The sequence below is a fragment of the Pseudarthrobacter sp. S6 genome (assembly GCF_050156575.1).
Lineage (GTDB): Bacteria > Actinomycetota > Actinomycetes > Actinomycetales > Micrococcaceae > Arthrobacter.
The window spans coordinates 1,099,837-1,116,398 of record NZ_CP189581.1 but is presented as its reverse complement, the minus strand read 5'-3'; the positions used below and the strand labels follow the sequence as shown (position 1 = coordinate 1,116,398).

Below are 16,562 nucleotides of genomic sequence, written 5' to 3'. Positions count from 1 at the left end.
AATCGCAAGCGGACCACACGCTTGAACGTCGACACCTTCACGGATCTGCCGTTCCAAAGGCCTAGGGGAGAATCCGACCGAAGACCTCGCCAATAGTCGTCATAATTCGACGGTCCTTATGCACATATGCGTTGAACAGGTCCGTGCGGTCATTTTGCTCATGAACTATGCCATCCGGTGTCAGGATCGCATGAGGCTGACCATTTTTCAGTAGCGTCCAAGGCATTCCCGATGCCCACGACGATTTCCTTGTCTGCCATGGCGATGTCCACTCATCCCAAGGGCCAGGTCGTCCCCAACCGATAGACCCCGCAGCGAAGTTCCAGTCATCTTTGTCATGACACGTAGACGCCAAAATCACTGCCATGGCACGGTACATCAGGTTATGCCTGGTGGTAGGCAGCGCACCGGTGGGTGACGGGAGCCCAAGCCTATGTTCCACGGCATGTATGAGGGCTCTTGACGACTGAAATGCCAGCAACTCATCAAACTTGAACTCAGCATCTTCGGTCCAGCCATGAGACCCTACTCGACCATGCCGAGGAAGAACGACTGTCGGCTTCGAGTCGTGGCGAAGTATGAGCGCAGCTGAATCTGCGGGGTGGTTGTCATTGTAGTAAAGACCGTAACCCGAGTGCCGCCTGGCAAGTTCGCTGGCCACCCAGAACACTAGTGCATTGGTGTAGCGGCGAGATGGTCTCCCGTCAGTCGGTGTTGCTAATTTAGAGAAACGCGAGCCCTCCGAGGATGGAAGATTCCTCTCTGCAACTGTGCCTGTGTTGCCCAAACAATGAACCTCCTCGGTGGTCGAGTGCCATCGAGCTGTCACTTGCGACTGTGAAAACCTGCCCAGGATGCCTACGGATGGCGCCAAAATCGTGAGCTCGATGGACAGGCCTGGGTGTTGCAGCGTCAGCTCTCCCCCAATCGTGTGAAGTTGCGCATACCACCCAGCTAGAGTCTCGAGTCGCAGGAGATATGCGTGGCACTCTCCCTGGCCTATCTCACTAAACAAAGTCCCACTTCCCGGGCCGGAGGCCAGCAGCTGCCATCCCAGGTGCGTACTCATATGCAGCCCGCCGCAGCGATTGAATTCGTCAGCGCGATCGGACGCTTCATAGAGGGCAGCTACTTCTGTCCCCGAGCTGTGGAAATCATTTATCTCGCCATCTGTCGGATTCCAGTCCACTTGCGGATGACAGAAATACATCAATGAGTCGACTCCCCAGTTTCGTCGAAGTAGGAGTAATTCCCGAGTGTTGGTGGGCATTCCCGAAAGTATCCACCGAGCCAGTCCCACGGCGGGGTCAGACCACCCGAGAATCCCTAGTACCAGTGTTGGCAATGAGCCCCAGTAGGCAACAGATTCAAGTACGTCTTCGCTGCGCGGTTTCGGTGGCATACTCCAAGTTGAGTCCCAGCCATTGAGCGTCTGGAACATAGGTCCAAGCCCGGACGTCCACGGAGCATAGTCGCCGACGGATCGCTGGTTGTGCGGATTCCACCGTGACAGATTCGGGGCGACCATGCTCGGCTCTCCGCCATTAACGGCACGATCCGGGCTGTGCAGATTTCGCAGGAACTCACGTATTCCTCGCCACGCGTTCCAAACCGTGTCAAAGCTAAGGCCCAACGCCCGCTTCTGCTGCCAAGCACCTGTGACCGCATGAAGATTCAAAAATGCCAAAACTAGGTGAGGCTCTGGCTGTTTGGACTGAGCGACTGCAACGTCAATCGATCTAGCGCACTCGCGGAGAGTCACCGTCGGGTTGGGGCAGAGGTTTCCATTAGATACCGATGGAAGTTCAAGTCCTGCAGCCCTGATCCAATCCCCGCCCAATCCGGCGTCCACCTCGTCTGCGCTTTTGGGAACCAAAAACTCTAGCCCGATATCATTCTGAGTTCCATCCCCGAGAATGTAATCCAACAACGCTATATTTTCCGTTTTGAAGAGGGACAAAACTGCGGCTGATTCTAAGACCAGCAAATTGTTATTTAGCGAACTGATGGGAGACAACGAGGCAATTGACATATAGTGACCCTACTCTTGCAGCTCGCTGCGGCTCGCAAATCGAATCAATGTGCCGGTGCAGATCTTATTTCGAACTAGTTACTCCTCGCGCACCCACAACCGCGAAGGCCTCCCCCGCGTCCCGTCGGACATCTGCCCGGTCCCGGCCAGCTGCGGCTCCATGAACCGCCGGAACGTGTCGCGCATCAGCGACGCGCCCGCCACAACCTCATGCAGGTCCCGTAACTCCTTCAGCGTGAACGGCTCATCCAGCAGCGCACCAGGATCCGGCGACTCCGCATAAGCCGCCCGCATCCACTCCACCGCTTTCGCAACAATCTCCGCGTGCCCGTACGGCAGCCCGGCGATCAGCTCCGGCTCCCCGCCCACGGAAGCCAGCCGGACGCCGTCGTGCTTCAACGCCTCTGCCAGCGCCGCCAAAGGCACCACGTCCACATGCGCGACGGACAGCACCCAGCCGCGGTCGTCCCGGCCCGGTTCGTCGAAGACGTGCAGCTGCCGGGGAATGCGGCCGGAAATTCCCGCCTTTTCGCGCAGGCAACGCAGCACCGCGCCGGCTAGTGTCTCCCGCTCACGGAGGAATGTCCCGGGCAGCGCCCACTTCCCGTGCTGATGATCCTCCCCGCGCCGGACCAGGAGAACACAAAGGCTCCCTTCCGCCACAGTCAGGACCGCGGTGTCCACCGCAACCGACGGCCGAGGGTAGTCGAGCAGGGAAGGGCTGTCCGCATCCTGTGGAGTCTTCACAAGTTTATTTATTTCACTATTGCTCAAAACAAACAAGCCATGCATACTGGAGGGAGTTAGCGCAGATTCGCGCTAAAGATTCTGGAGGTCATCATGAAGGTTCAACAGCTTCACGTCGGGGCCGGCGCAACAGTCGGCCCGCTCAGCATTTTCCCGGTCTGGACGGCGGCGCCGGGCGAGCTGGGGATCAGCACCGGCACCCACGCGGACGTCGCCGTCAGCGAGCTGGCCAGCGGCGCGCAGGTCCCCCGCCTCACCGTCACCAACAACGGCCCGCGCCCCGCGCTCCTGCTCGAAGGTGAACTGCTCGAAGGCGGCCAGCAGCACCGCACGTGTGCCAGGGACGTCCTCCTCGGCGCCGGCGAAACCCGCGACATCGACACCTACTGCGTGGAGGCCGGCCGCTGGGAAGCCGGCCAAAGCAGCCACCGACGGCAGGCCCGGCGCGCCCCGCTCAACGTCTGGGCCGAACTCGCCGCCGGCTCGGACGATCCGCGTGGATCGGACCGCCAAGGCCGGATCTGGAACCGGGTCAGCCGTTTCGACGCCGTACGCGGGCCGTCGGTGACCAGCTCGCTGCTTGACCATCTGGACCGGTTCACGCAGGATCGTGACGATCCGTTCACCGCCTCCGATGCCCCGGCCCCGCTCGACGGGCAGCGCGGCGTGGTGATCGGCCTCGGCTCCCAGCCCCTCCTGCTGGAGGTCTTCGGAACCCACACCCTGTTCCGCCGGCATTACCGCCAGCTCATCGAATCCGCCCTCCTGGACGTGGAACTCCTTCCCCCGAAGATCCGGGCGTCCAGGTCCATGCCCGCCCAGCTGGCACGCGACTTCGCCGCCGCGGTTCAAGCCACGGACTTCGGAACGTTCGACGGCGGGCTGCCCGAACTGGAGGTCCGGCACCACCGCGGCGGCCTCCGCAGCCGCAACGTCAGCCGGACCGCCGGACCCATCACGGCGGCAGGCATCGCCGTCGAACTCCCCCACCGCAAACCCGAGCTGGCCCACCTGACCGGCTGGAACACCCGCCACACCCTGATGGAGATCGCATGAAACTGAACTCACTGCAGAATGACCGCGCGGCCGGCGTCCTCGTCGCCCTGGCAGCCGGTGACGCCCTCGGTGCCGGCTACGAATTCGGCGCGCCGCTGCCGGACGGCACCGGAGTAACCATGAAGGGCGGCGGCCCCTTCGGCTTCGCGCCCGCCGAATGGACCGACGACACCTCGATGGCCATCACCATCGCCGAGGCCCTGCTTGATTCCGTTTCTTCCACTGGCCCCGATGCTGAGTCCGCGCTGACCATGATGGTCCGCGGCTGGACCGCCTGGGCGGCCGGAGCCAAGGACGTGGGCGCGCAGACCAGCTCGGTCATCTCTTCAGCGAAGCGCATGGCAGCCGCTGCCGGGCGGAGCGAAGTTGATGCCGGAGACTTTTCTACCGCTGCAGCGGACTTCCATGCCCGGACCGGCCGCAGCGCCGGCAACGGTTCGCTGATGCGCACCGCACCGCTCGCCCTGGCGTATCTGGATAGGAATCCTGCTGAACTGATGGTTGCTGCCGGGGTGGTCAGCGCGCTCACCCACGCCGACCAGGACGCGCAGGAGGCCTGCGGGCTGTGGTGCGTCGCGATCCGGCACGCTGTGCTGACGGGGCGTCTCGACGTCCGGACCGGCCTGCCGCTGCTGCCCGCCTCCCGTGCTGCCGTTTGGCTGGACCGGATCGAGACTGCCGAGCGCTCCCGGCCCCGGGACTTCAGCCGGAACGGCTGGGTGGTGGAGGCCTTCCAGGGTGCCTGGAGCGCCATCCACTTCGCCGGTTTGTCGGCGTCCGGCCCGGCCCACCTGCGGGCATCGCTCGAGGAAGCGGTGCGCGGCGGACGGGACACGGACACGGTGGCCGCCATCGCCGGCGGCCTGCTGGGCGCTGCTTACGGCTTCACCGCTGTGCCTTTCGAGTGGCGCCAGCATCTGCACGGGTGGCCGGGCCTGCGGGCCCGGGACCTGATGATGCTGGGCATGGAGCTGGGGCGCAGCGAGGGGCGCCGTCACGATTCCTGGCCCCGCGACGGGCGGCACGACTACAGCATGTGGAGCCGCACCGACGTGCTGGTCCAACACCCGCACGACGACGGCGTGTGGCTGGGCGGCGTCGGTTCCGTGGCGCGGGTGGCGGAGTTGGGGATCGATGCCGTCGTCTCGCTCTGCCGGCTTGGGGTGGACGATGTTCCGTCCGTGGCTGTCGCCGACCATGCGACCTTCTGGATCATCGACTCCTCCGTTGCCGGGGACAACGCCCACGCGGGGTTTGTGCTCCGGGAGGCGGCGGCCGCCGTCGAACGCTACCGGGCGGAGGGCAAGACGGTACTGCTGCACTGCGTGCGGGCGGAGTCCCGGACGCCAACGGTGGCCGCTTTGTACGGGGCGCGGGTGGCTGGGGTCACTTCGCTGGAGGCGTTGGCCGACGTGCAGCGGGCGTTGCCGAATGCCCGGCCGAATCCCTTCTTTTTGGAGGTATTGGGGGGTGCGGGCGGCGCCGCTCCGATGATTGCTGAAGGCACGCCCGCGGCTGCCGAATAACGTCCGAGCTTTCTGATAGAAATATGAGCTGACAATAACTTCTGATCTCAACGGGGAGCAGCGCTGCGCTGCGGTGGCCGGAGCTTTGGGAACCGTGCGCCTGCAAATGCGCAGCAGTGGAAAGATTGATACCTGTGATGGAATTGCTCGGCGGAGCCAGCGTAGATACGTTCAAGAATCTTGTATGGATCGCTGCACTGACTATCGGCGTCTTATTTTTCATCGGAGGCCCTGTCTCTTCGCCGCTGAAAATTGCCGCGAAGGCCGTCACTGCCTTGCTTGCAGCCACGGTGGCTTTTGCTGCGGCCAACCTCGCAGTGGTGTTCTACATCCTTGCCCATCTCATGGATCCACGCTGGTCTGACGGGAAAGATGCAACGATTGACAGCCCCGAACTGTCTGCAGGTCCGATCCTCCAGCCAATCACCGACACTCTGAATGACATTCTGGACGGCCTAACGGGAAGCGTTAATAACGTCATTGCGTTGAAGAACGCGTTCCTCACCATGCCGGAGTTTATCGTTGCAGCGGGCTGGGGCCTCTTGTTGCTGGTACCCCTCGTTATCGCGGTTCGCATCCTTGCCTGGTTTGTCGAGAAAGCGCAGGTTCGGCAGATCGACCGGAATACGCGCGATTTAGCTGATATCCGCGCCCAGTTTGGGCTTGCCCCGTTCAAGGAAACCAAGAGAGGGGCACGAAGAGTCGCTCCAGCGGACCCGGACTTTGGCGAAGGTACCCACGCGGAGAAGGCCGTCGGGAGGCTCTGAAAAGTTTCCCGATCGATTCTCCGGCCTTCTTCCCGGCCAGGACGCCAGTGTCCCGCCTGACCCGTAGGGCCACGCGGGCGGCTGTCGAATAATGTCCGAGGCAGCTGATAGGAATACGACCATGACAACAACTCCTGAACTCAGCAGGGAACAGCGCGACGCTGCCATGGTTGAGCGCTACGCCGACGGCGAGACCCTCGATGCCATCGGCCAGAGCTTCGGCATCACCCGAGAGCGCGTCCGGCAGATCATCGCCAAAGTGGGCGGAACGAATGCCGAGGCATCGCGGAAGAACCGCATCGCGGCTCGTGAAGCAGCCATAAAGGCCGCCCATGGTGCGTTTATGGCCGAATATGGTGACCTGGCGCGGCAGATGGCCAGGCGCGGCGTGACCCGGCCGGACGCCGTACTGAAACTGCAGGCACTCTACCCGGCGATCGACGTCGAACTGGCCGAGGATGCTCTCAAGGGGTCGGGAATTCTCTTCTCCAAGGCGCAGATAGACGACATCTTCTCCAAGGAGGCGCTGGCTGCCGGCATCTGGTTCCTGCTGGGCTCGGACCGAAACCTTTCGCCTGACCGTGAGTGGGCAGCAGTCAACCTGGACCTGTCCCTCATGAGCGAGCTGCGGGCAGCCCTGGAATCCGCCGAAGCCTCGCCCGAGGACGTGGCCACCATTCTGGGCGTCATTGGTGCCGCCCAGAAGCTCGTCGCGGAAAACCCGTCGGCGAGTATCACCGGCGCACGTTACCAGGAGCTGCGCGAAGAGCTCGTGGTGGCCCTGGGTCTGGTATCCCGGCAGGGAGCGTTCCCGTGGCCGCCCACACGGCAAACCGTGATGAAGCGCTTCGGCGGCTGGAACGAGGCACTCGAAGCCATGGGCATCGGGACCACCACACAAGGCCGCCCGAAGGGACTGCTGAAATTCACCCGCGAAGACTATGCCGACGCCGTGCGCGACTACTGCTTCCATGCGTTGGCAGCGGAAACGAAGGCCACCTATTCCGGGTACGACATGTGGGTCAAACAGGAGATTGCTGCTGGTCACGACCGGCCATCCGGGGCTTCAGTGCGAAACATCTACGGTACGTGGGCGGACGCCGTCCGTTCAGCGCAGGAGTAGGTGCGATCTTGGGGGGAACTGAGGAAGGGCCAGCTACTGATCTCTGGGCGTTTCTGGGCATGCCTGATGATTCGGCAGGAGCAAAGCGGGCAGCCTACCGAAGCGGTGATCCCTTGCGGACCATTGCCGCCGCCCATGGCGTAGAAATATCCGACTTGGCTAAGTCGATGGCCTCCGTCCTGGACCAGTCCGACGAGCTCGAACGTTTCCGGTCCGTCCGGCGGCGAAGCGTAGCCACGGCCATCGCGCTCCGGTCCAACGAAGAACTCGTGGATCGGTTGTCTGCCTCAGGCATCGCCCGGAACGACATCCCGACGATCCTGACAGCCCTGGGCACTCAGCTTGACATTGAGATGGCAATCGAACTGCTGGGCATTCCCAGCGGCCCCTTATCCGTTGAACCTCGGCGCGCCGGAGACAAGCTGAGCCTTCTTTTCGTGGCGGGAAAGCATCACGGGATCGAACCCGACTACAAACTGGCGCTCGGAAAGATGTCGCTCGACGCCGTGGCCGAACTCAGGCACCTGCTGCGCCCGGAGGTCCCGTACCGGCATCTTGCAGATATCCTGGCGGTCATCGAAGCAACTGCCCGCGCCATCCGGACGGGGAGTATCACGACCCTCGCTTACCAGGAATATGAGGACAACGCCCGGACAGTCACGCGTGAACTTGGCATGATCACGCGGGATCCTGCGGCTCCATGGCCTGTGCCTGCACCCAGGCTGCGGGGCCGCTACGGCCGGGGTTTTTGGGAAGACGCACTAACGGTCGTGGGCCTGGCACTTCCCTCCGCCGAAGCCCGTCTTGGCCGGGACGACTACTTCCATGCCCTCGACGACTTCACGGAGGAATGCCTGGGCGTTGACTCTCCGATGGACATCGGGACCTACGATCGCTGGGTGGTTGCCGACTCTGCCATGGGCACCGACCGGCCGTCGGCCCTCGCCATGATCCGCCATTACGGAAGCTGGGAGGCGGCGATGGAAACCATTCTCCCGTCGGACCAACGGGAGAAAGCGGAGCCCGTCGATGGCGAGCCCTCATACATTGACTACGACTCCGGCTGGGGAACGCTGGAAGAGCTTAACGCTTGGGAAGCCAGGGAATTCGAAGAATGGCGGGTCGTCGAGAACCTCGTTGGCGAAGCAATCGAAGCACTGCCATCCGGTTTCTTTTTGCACATCCAGTACAGTCATACCGCCGCGCCCTATGCTCGAGCGACGCCTGGCAGCGATGGAGTTATGTGCGAAATCGTCTCCAATCTGGGTATTGCTCCTCACGAGTGGCGCATGAGCACGCATTGGCTCTCCGACAACGGTTGGTCGGCTCCCAGCCCGGAAAACACCAATTGGCTCAAGGAAGGGGTACCGCGAACGGAAGCCGCTGCCCAAATTCTCCTGGCCATCCAACGAGGCCGCCATCCGGTGGAGGCGACAGAGTTGAGGTGGAATGTCGGGACGCGTCCCTGATATTCCCGGACCGTCCCGCGGAGCCGTCAGTCAAGTGCTTCATGGAGAGACCCAAACCCTGCACAATGCCGAGTTAGGAACCACATCATGACGACTCAACGATTCGATCCATTACCCGCCCGAGATCAACAGGCGGTCATCGCGCAGGTTATCAATGGCTTCCTGGCAGGGGATCCAATCTGGTCCATTGCCAAGGCAACGAACATGAGCAGCTGGGAGGTGATGGGTGTCCTCAGCACCCGAATCGCAGAACGGGGAGAGAATCAGCGATTCAAGGCGCTTCAGCACCGCTGCTCTGTGGCTGCCGAAGTCCTGTATCAAAACGGCGAGCGCATCTGGCAATTGTTGGATGCCGGCCTCGTCCTGTGGGCCGTGGCACGAACGGTTGAGTCAACTGTTGTCGGAGTTCGATCCGGATGGATCGCCGAGGCCGCAGCCGGGCCGTACTGCGGCAAAGCCTACGCGGAGGTTGTCCGCGCAGTGACTGGCCTTGATCCCGGCCGCAGAGAACCGGTCTTTTCCGTGCTGGACGCTGCCAGTGAACGGCTGCGGGAACTTCGGCTTCATGTTGATGTTTCCTATCCCCCGGCGGCGGGCGTAGTGGCCACAGAAAACGCCATCGCCGATGAACTTGATGCACTGTTTTGCCAGCTGGAGATTGCCACGGATGCCTCGATCGGACACCGCACTCCTTGGGCAGGGCACGGCCGGGTATTGGATTTCGGAAAGGGCCTGCCGCTTCGCCCGGGCCTGAAGGCCGTCAGCGGCGGAAGCATATTGGATGGCGAGCTGCGTGCGATCCGGCTGGCCCTCGGTGCTGCCAAGTACGCATACACGGGAGTCTTGGACGGACGCTGCGCCGTCACCGTGTCGTCGGACAACCTCACGGCCGTCAGAATGCTCAACGACGGGGGCCTCCACCACGGACAATCGACGTCAGCCTGCCGCGAAGAAGTGCAGCGGATCCAAACGCTGGCCGCACACGCCAACATCCAGTTCGGTTGGGTCAAAGGCCACTCGGATCACAAGCTGAACGTTCTCGCTGACCGGCTGGCGGTTATGGCCCGCAGGCACAAAGAAGCCGGCCTCCCAGCCGACGACACTCTGCGCATGGCCGCCGGCATCGTCGAACAAGGACACCTGGACCTGGCTGCCTGAACAGCGCTTAGCTCCCGGAGCGCCAGTCCGTGGGCCCTGTTCCGACTGGGGTTGTACGGGGGTAGGATACAAGCATGGCGGCATCAATAACGGATGAGCTGATCCGTAAGGCAAAGACCTCCGCTGCGGCGTCCGAGCAAGCCCGGCAGGAAATGATGGCCGCCGCCCAAGAGCGGGGGGAGGCTGTATTCGCCCTCTGGGCACAAGGCATGACGGTACGTGCCATTGCTGGAGCACTCGGCGTCAGTCCTTCCGTCAGCCAGAAGCTGCTTCAGCAAGCCCGGAACAGCCGCCCCCCGATGGAACGCCGTGAAGAGCGAGTCTCGTACGAACTTCACCGCGCCGTGGCCGAAAAAGTCCTGAAAGAACCTGAAATCGTTCTGAACAAAGCCCGCTTGAACCTTAAGGCCACAGGTGAGAGAACCCGGGGCACCCTCGCTCAAGGCTGGGTCAACGAATGGGAATCCCTCCTCAACGGTGACGTCAACAAGCTGGTTGACGTCATGCTGCGGCCAGACGAACGATCGATCGATTTGCGGCAGATGACCCCCTTCGCCGGAGTCCTCTCCCAGGAAGAGCGCGTCCTCGCCATCCATAAGGCCTCCCGCCGTGCTTCGTAGCGAACTTGAGCATGCGATCCGGGCAGCAACGGAAATCATCAGCAACGACGCCGTCATCATCATCGGCAGCCAGTCGATACTGGGCAGCTGGACAGAAAACGAGCTACCCCGTGAGGCCACCATGTCCGAGGAAGTAGACGTCTGCCCGCTGGAAGATGACGATGCCCAGTCACTGGCAACCGAACTGGACGCAGCAATCGGCGAGATGTCCGATTTCCACGCAACCCACGGCTTCTACGTCCAAGGCGTTGGGCGCCAAACAGCAGTACTGCCCCTTGGCTGGACCACCCGACTGGTCCCGGTCAGCAACGACAACACCAACGGCCGAACCGGCCTCTGCCTCGAACCGCATGACCTTTGCGCCGCCAAGCTCATCGCCGGCAGGGAAAAGGACCACCGGTTTGTCGGCGCGCTACTCGCCCGCGGGTTCGTGGACGCAGCCGTCATCGCGCAGCGGCTGACGTCGGTGGCCAATGACGAGACCCGGCGTGACCGTGCCCTGAACTGGATTGACGGGTTCACGAAACCCTGACCATCGTGACGCGTGTCGCTCCTGCACGGCGACGGGGCCACATTAGCCTTACTTGAGAGAATCGACAGCGCTCGATATCGGGTGGGGGCAGTCATTGAGGTGCATACCGGAAGAACCGGAATTCGGCGAGGGACACCACGCCGAAAGAGCCGTTTGGGAGGCGCTCAGGAAAACGCTGCCCGACGAATGCGTACTGGCCCACTCCGTCCAGGTCCGTGACGGCCGGAGTGAGCACGAGATTGACCTGCTCGTACTGTGGCCCGGCGTCGGCATGGCCGCGATCGAGGTCAAGGGCGGCCAGGTCAGCATCACGGACGGGCAGTGGCACCAGTCCGATCGGTCGGGCGGGCACAAGATCCAAAACCCGCTTGCTCAGTCGCAGAGCTCGCTGCATGCCCTGAAGAACTGGCTTGAAACTCAACTTGGCACCCGGGTGAGCAGCCGCGCCGCCTACCTGGTGAGTCTTCCCTACAGCCCGGTCCCCCAGGAATGGGCCATGGCCGGCTGCCCCCGTTCACTTCTTCTTGACGAGACCGACAACAAGTCCCCGGCGGACCTCGTCCGCCGGGCGATAGAAACCGAAGGCGGCGGAGCAGCCCCGCTGGCCCCGGCCTTCCTCGAGCGCATCGTCGGCAAGCTGGGCGGAAACCTGGACACCGCCGTCGTACCTTCCACGTCCGCCCGGGAGGATGAGGCCGCCCAGGAACACCTCACCGAGCGCCAATCCGTGCTGCTCCAGGCCACCCGGTCACTCCCCCGGATCCGCTTCACCGGCGGCGCCGGCAGCGGGAAGACCTGGCTGGCCGTGGAGAAGGCCCGCGTCCTCAGCAAACAGGGCAAACGTGTTGGTCTCTTCTGCTACAACAAGGGCCTGGGCCAATACCTTCAGGACCGCGTGTCCACGTGGCGGCAGGCTAAGCCGGTGTTTACCGGCGAGTTCCACGAGTACGTGCGCGGGCTGGGCGTGGCGGACGGCTCGGGACAGGACTACTTCGACATCGAGATGCCGCGCCTCCTAAAGGAACTGGCAGCCTCGATGGACCCCGCCGAGCGGCTGGACGCCGTCGTCGTCGATGAAGCCCAGGACTTCGCCCCGCTATGGTGGGACGCGCTGCTCGCCTGCACCACCGACCCCGACGCCGGCGAGGTGTACGCGTTCATGGATGACCGGCAGGACGTCTACCGCCGGTGGGGAGGCGCGACGGCGGACCTCACCGACGGCCCGACGGCCACCTTCGTGCCCATTCACGTCGACGAAAACCTCCGCAACACCCGGAAAATCGCCGAAACCTTCAAACCCTTCGCAGGAGAGCACTTCACACCCCGGGGCAGCACCGGGCTGCCCGTCCGCTTCGTCGACTGCCCCACCGAGGAGGCGCTCGACGTCGCCGGAGACTGCCTCGACGCCCTGATCGACGAGGGCTGGGCCAATAACCAGATCGCGCTGCTCACCACCAAGGACCGGCACCCGATTCACCTGGACTTCTACCAGCGCGGGGCCACCGAGGACTACTGGCGTGAGTTCCACGCCAACGACGCCGAGTTTTACGGTCATGTGCTGGGCTTCAAGGGCCTGGAGCGGTCCGTGGTGGTTCTCTGCGTCAACGGCTTCAAAGACATGGACCGGGCAGCCGAACAGCTCTACGTCGGGCTCTCAAGGGCGCGAAGCCTGTTGGTGGTTGTTGGAGACTCGACGTTGCTGGAGGAAGCCGGCGGGCGGGAACTGAAGGCCGCATTGTCGCGGACGCAGGCGTGGAACCCGGTGTTCGAAGACGCGTAGTGGAGTTCCCGCCTTAATTGTCGGTGCCCCGCCATAGTCTCCAGGCATTAGATCCAGAACCGTCCAATGGGGGATGAAATGCCAGAACTGGTCGACGCCGGGCCGCACCCGGTTGCAACGCTTCCGCGGGTGCCCGCTCCGGTTCCGCCCGCGGCGGTTCCTGCTTCCTACGACTACGCCTTCCTGTATGGCTGGCAGCAGGAAGCATTGAAGGCCTGGCACTCGAACGGCCGCCGCGGCGTCGTAGAGGCCGTCACCGGTTCCGGTAAGACCCGCGTCGGTATAGCCGCCGCCTTCGAAGCAGTCCGGCAAGGCATCAAAGTCCTCATTCTGGTACCCACTGCCGAGCTCCAGCTCCAGTGGCTGGCCTCCCTGCGGCGCGACCTGCCGAACGCCCGGCGCGGCGCCCTTGGCGACGGCCGGTCCGATTCCATCGATTACGTCGATATCCTCGTGGCCATCGTTCATTCTGCTTCCAACCGCGAGACGCTGCGTACCCACAAGGCCGGACTCATCATCGCCGATGAATGCCACCGCTACGCCGCCCCCATGTTCACCGGCGCCCTCCAGGAAGGCTACGTCTGGCGACTCGGCCTGACAGCGACGTACGAAAGGTCCGACGGGGAGCACGAGAACCTCCTAACTCCCTACTTCGGCGGCGTCATCTACAACCTCTGGTACGACCGGGCATTGAAGGACCAGGTCATCGCACCGTTCGACATCGCGCTAGTGGGCGTCGACCTCACTCCGTCTGAACAGGCGGATTACGACGAATTTTCCAGCACCATGTCCGAGGCCGCGCGCAATCTGGAGTCCTATGCAGGAATCCCCCGCCGGCCCTTCCACCAGTTCATCGCCGCGGTGGCTGCGCTTGCGGCCTCGGACTCGCCCAGCAGGGAGGCGACGGTGGCCCGCAAGTACATGCGGGCCATGGCATCCCGGCTCACTCTGCTGGCCGAGGCTAAGACGAAGTATCACGCCCTCGCGGCTCTGAAGGAAACGGTTGACAAGTCGCACGGCACCTTGGTCTTCACGCAGACCCAGGAGTCCGCGCGGCGGGCCCAACAGCTGTACACCGCGATGGGGTCCAATGCGTCCGCGCTGTTCAGCGGGATGGCCAAGGAGGACCGGCGGCAGGGCATGGAGGACTTCCGCAGCGGCGTCAGCCAGATCCTGGCCGCACCCCGGCTGCTTGATGAAGGCATCGACGTTCCCGAGGCTGACCTCGGGGTGATCGTCGCAGCCAACCGCAGCCAGCGCCAGATGGTGCAGCGGCTTGGCCGTGTCATCCGCAGAAAAGCTGATGGACGGGCCGGACGCCTGGTTGTCCTCTATTCCAAGGGCACGGTGGAAGACCCCGACGTACAGGGCGAGGAATTCCTGGGCAAGGTTCTGCCCTTCGCCCGCAATGTTGGGTTCTTCGACATCAAGACGACCCTGAACGGGTTGCAGGAGTTCCTCAGTCAACCGGAGCCTGAGGAACCTACCGTTCCGGAACCCCTGATGGTTGCCCGCATCATTGAACGTCCCCTGGATGATCAGGCCCCCGTGGGTTTCGACCTCGAAGATCCGGAGTGGCCGGAGGAACTTGCCGGCGTGGAAGGATTCAGCGACGATGCAGTCTCCGATTATCTCCGCCGGGCGGGGCGCGCTGAGTTGCTGAGTGCTGAGCAGGAAGTGGAGCTCGCCCAGGAGATCGAGGCCGGACTATTCGCCTCGCACCTCCTGGCGGACGGTAGTTCCCGCGGACGCAAGGAGGTGCGGGAGCTCCGCGCGATTGCCCTGCTGGGCGAGCGCGCCGCTGGCACCTTGCTGGAATCAAACCTCCGGCTGGTCGTGTCCATCGCCAAGAAGTACACCAATCAGGGCATGGATTTCCTGGATGTGATTCAGGAGGGCAATATTGGCCTTCACCGAGCAGTCTGCAAGTTCGACTACACGCTGGGATTTAAGTTCTCCACCTACGCGACGTGGTGGATCCGGCAGGCTGTGACACGTGCTTTGGCGGACCAAGCCCGAACTATCCGGCTCCCAGTTCACATGGTGGAGCAGATCCACAAAGTACTGTCTGTCCAGCGAGAAGCCGCGAAGAACGGTCTTGTGTACAGCCTCGAAGAGCTTGGAAGGCTCACGGACAACTCCGCCGAAAAAGTCGAGCAACTCCTTTCCCTGGATAGACCCGTGTATTCACTGGACTTCCTGGTTCCGGACGGCAGGGGCGGCACGGAGCCGTTGGCCGAACAGCTCGTGGATCCCTGGCACATAGACGTTGTCGAACATATCGCCAAGGAACAGCTCAAAGCCCAAGTCCACTCGGTGCTGGACACGCTGACCGAGCGGGAAGCCGGGGTCATCGCCATGCGATTCGGCCTGGACGACGCAGAGGAAAAGACGCTGGACGCGATTGGGAAGGTCTACGGCGTGACCCGCGAACGTATCCGCCAGATCGAATCCAAGACCATGGCACTGCTCCGCGAGCCGGAACGGTCCCAGTGCCTTCGTGAGTACAACTTTGGCGGCGTCACCGCGACCAGGGGCACAGAAGCTGGCGCAGCGTGACTGCGGGGCCAAGAAGGCTGCCATGGCCGATCAAAAGTCCGCCGCCAGTTGATAACTATGAGGAGTTCATCGGCCGCCTCGACGCCGCCAGCGCCAAGCTGAAGGTCCGGCGCAGCAGCCTAGACAAAACCGTTGAGATCCTGGCGCTGTTGTTGAGGCAGAACACTGCCGGACTCCAGCTTTGGGAGCAGCGGCTTCGCCGGTGCGACGAGCTCTTGGCAGGCACCTCTGGAAAGTCTGGACGGCGAACTTCCCTGACCGAACTACGTGAGGTTGCGCTCAGGATGGAACCGCTGTTTAGGAACAGGACGCAACGCGTCGATGTGCGGCTAACCGCTGTCCGGGCGCGCTGCGCGGAGATCACCAGCTCCCTCAACGGGTTGGAGAAGAGCAAGATCAAACTGACGTCGTCCCGGATGCTCTCGCAGGAGCGCGAAAACCTAAGCAGGGCGATCAGTGAACTCAGCGGTACGGCGGACGCGGCTGCGGTCGTGGAGCCTGACCCCGGCCTGCGCACTGATCTCCAGGACGCCCGGCACGCCATCATCCTGGCCGAAGCCCTGCTCGAAGCGAAACGGGAAAAATGATGCCGAATCGCCAGCCCGAGTGGCGCCTTATCAGTAGCTTTACATCCGAACAGTGGAGTGGCCGGCCAGCGAAGGACGGCGGAAACCTCTTTGTAGGGCTCGTCCTGATCGGCGCTGTTCTGGGACTTATCCTCATGATTTTCGTGCCGGGCCTCAGGAGCGGCGGGGCACTCACCCTTTTTACCGCTGCATTCGCGGTCATCTTCACGGCGCTTGCCATCAGGGCGAAGGCTTCCGCCGAACGCAAATTTCTGGCGCAATTGACGGCAACCGTCAACGACATCATCGTGGGGCTGACAGGAAATATTGAACACCGGTTATCGTCCGATCAGCTCAGGACCCAAATCGAAAATAGTAAGCCCCTCCCGTTGCTCGTTAACGGTGTCCCCGGGCTGGAGCTCCAGGCGACTACGGAGCAACCGCCGGAGCCGGCCCGGAATCCCGCGGGGAAACGTGTAGACAGCGCGGCCCGGATAACGCGCATCGCCATCTCCGCGACCCCTCCTGACTACGGAATAACTAGCTTTGACCGCCTACTTGCCGCCGCTGCAGGCGCCAGCGGGAACAGCGGGAACAGCGGGAACAGCGACGATGAAGTTCCGTAGC

14 protein-coding genes are annotated in these 16,562 nt (G+C 62.9%); 12 read left to right on the top strand and 2 right to left on the bottom strand.

From position 1 onward, the window contains the following. Nucleotides 1-61: 61 nt before the first annotated feature. On the bottom strand, nucleotides 62-1,069 hold the full coding sequence (locus ACQCS0_RS05490; RefSeq protein ID WP_426940216.1) for a hypothetical protein: 1,008 nt from the start codon (nucleotides 1,067-1,069) through the stop codon (nucleotides 62-64). 1,041 nt (nucleotides 1,070-2,110) lie between these two features. Beyond that, on the bottom strand, nucleotides 2,111-2,779 hold the full coding sequence (locus ACQCS0_RS05485) for an NrtR DNA-binding winged helix domain-containing protein (RefSeq protein WP_426940068.1): 669 nt from the start codon (nucleotides 2,777-2,779) through the stop codon (nucleotides 2,111-2,113). 93 nt (nucleotides 2,780-2,872) lie between these two features. Here ACQCS0_RS05485 and ACQCS0_RS05480 point away from each other — a divergent pair, with 93 nt between their 5' ends. The 12 genes from ACQCS0_RS05480 (at nucleotide 2,873) to ACQCS0_RS05425 (ending at nucleotide 16,561) form a co-directional block, all read left to right on the top strand. Next, nucleotides 2,873-3,835, top strand: coding sequence for an ARPP-1 family domain-containing protein (locus tag ACQCS0_RS05480; RefSeq protein ID WP_426940067.1), 963 nt, complete (start codon nucleotides 2,873-2,875; stop codon nucleotides 3,833-3,835). Beyond that, entirely contained in the window at nucleotides 3,832-5,361 is a 1,530-nt protein-coding gene (locus ACQCS0_RS05475; protein ID WP_426940066.1) for an ADP-ribosylglycohydrolase family protein, read from the top strand. The genes ACQCS0_RS05480 and ACQCS0_RS05475 overlap by 4 nt, the downstream gene beginning before the upstream one ends. Before the next feature lie 134 nt (nucleotides 5,362-5,495). Continuing rightward, nucleotides 5,496-6,128 carry a hypothetical protein gene (locus tag ACQCS0_RS05470; RefSeq protein ID WP_426940065.1) on the top strand — a complete coding sequence of 211 codons (633 nt, stop codon included), beginning with the start codon at nucleotides 5,496-5,498 and terminating at the stop codon, nucleotides 6,126-6,128. Nucleotides 6,129-6,249: 121 nt separating this feature from the next. Further along, nucleotides 6,250-7,251, top strand: a complete 1,002-nt coding sequence (locus ACQCS0_RS05465; protein WP_426940064.1) for a sigma factor-like helix-turn-helix DNA-binding protein — start codon at nucleotides 6,250-6,252, stop codon at nucleotides 7,249-7,251. Nucleotides 7,252-7,406: 155 nt separating this feature from the next. Continuing rightward, a complete protein-coding gene (locus ACQCS0_RS05460; protein WP_426940063.1) occupies nucleotides 7,407-8,720 on the top strand; it encodes a TY-Chap domain-containing protein in 1,314 nt (437 codons plus the stop codon). An 87-nt stretch (nucleotides 8,721-8,807) separates the two neighbouring features. Further along, complete coding sequence (locus ACQCS0_RS05455) at nucleotides 8,808-9,878, top strand: RNase H family protein (protein WP_426940062.1); 1,071 nt, start codon at nucleotides 8,808-8,810, stop codon at nucleotides 9,876-9,878. 74 nt (nucleotides 9,879-9,952) lie between these two features. Further along, a complete protein-coding gene (locus ACQCS0_RS05450) occupies nucleotides 9,953-10,498 on the top strand; it encodes a hypothetical protein (RefSeq protein WP_426940061.1) in 546 nt (181 codons plus the stop codon). After that, nucleotides 10,488-11,030, top strand: coding sequence for a DUF6036 family nucleotidyltransferase (locus tag ACQCS0_RS05445; RefSeq protein ID WP_426940060.1), 543 nt, complete (start codon nucleotides 10,488-10,490; stop codon nucleotides 11,028-11,030). The genes ACQCS0_RS05450 and ACQCS0_RS05445 overlap by 11 nt, the downstream gene beginning before the upstream one ends. 52 nt (nucleotides 11,031-11,082) lie before the next feature. Further along, complete coding sequence (locus ACQCS0_RS05440) at nucleotides 11,083-12,810, top strand: NERD domain-containing protein (protein ID WP_426940059.1); 1,728 nt, start codon at nucleotides 11,083-11,085, stop codon at nucleotides 12,808-12,810. Between the two features lie 78 nt (nucleotides 12,811-12,888). Then, nucleotides 12,889-15,369, top strand: a complete 2,481-nt coding sequence (locus ACQCS0_RS05435; RefSeq protein WP_426940058.1) for a sigma-70 family RNA polymerase sigma factor — start codon at nucleotides 12,889-12,891, stop codon at nucleotides 15,367-15,369. Then, nucleotides 15,366-15,956 carry a hypothetical protein gene (locus tag ACQCS0_RS05430; protein WP_426940057.1) on the top strand — a complete coding sequence of 197 codons (591 nt, stop codon included), beginning with the start codon at nucleotides 15,366-15,368 and terminating at the stop codon, nucleotides 15,954-15,956. Before ACQCS0_RS05435 ends, ACQCS0_RS05430 begins: the two co-directional genes overlap by 4 nt. After that, nucleotides 15,953-16,561 (top strand): hypothetical protein, encoded by a 609-nt coding sequence (locus tag ACQCS0_RS05425; RefSeq protein ID WP_426940056.1) that lies wholly within the window; start codon nucleotides 15,953-15,955, stop codon nucleotides 16,559-16,561. Before ACQCS0_RS05430 ends, ACQCS0_RS05425 begins: the two co-directional genes overlap by 4 nt. Nucleotide 16,562: the final 1 nt, after the last annotated feature.

What these genes read in the sequence shown, in the direction of transcription:
- ACQCS0_RS05490 (WP_426940216.1), bottom strand. Translation starts at nt 1,069, where the DNA reads ATGAGTACGCACCTGGGATGGCAGCTGCTGGCCTCCGGCCCGGGAAGT.
- ACQCS0_RS05480 (WP_426940067.1), top strand. Translation starts at nt 2,873, where the DNA reads ATGAAGGTTCAACAGCTTCACGTCGGGGCCGGCGCAACAGTCGGCCCG.
- ACQCS0_RS05475 (WP_426940066.1), top strand. Translation starts at nt 3,832, where the DNA reads ATGAAACTGAACTCACTGCAGAATGACCGCGCGGCCGGCGTCCTCGTC.
- ACQCS0_RS05465 (WP_426940064.1), top strand. Translation starts at nt 6,250, where the DNA reads ATGACAACAACTCCTGAACTCAGCAGGGAACAGCGCGACGCTGCCATG.
- ACQCS0_RS05455 (WP_426940062.1), top strand. Translation starts at nt 8,808, where the DNA reads ATGACGACTCAACGATTCGATCCATTACCCGCCCGAGATCAACAGGCG.
- ACQCS0_RS05450 (WP_426940061.1), top strand. Translation starts at nt 9,953, where the DNA reads ATGGCGGCATCAATAACGGATGAGCTGATCCGTAAGGCAAAGACCTCC.
- ACQCS0_RS05435 (WP_426940058.1), top strand. Translation starts at nt 12,889, where the DNA reads ATGCCAGAACTGGTCGACGCCGGGCCGCACCCGGTTGCAACGCTTCCG.
- ACQCS0_RS05425 (WP_426940056.1), top strand. Translation starts at nt 15,953, where the DNA reads ATGATGCCGAATCGCCAGCCCGAGTGGCGCCTTATCAGTAGCTTTACA.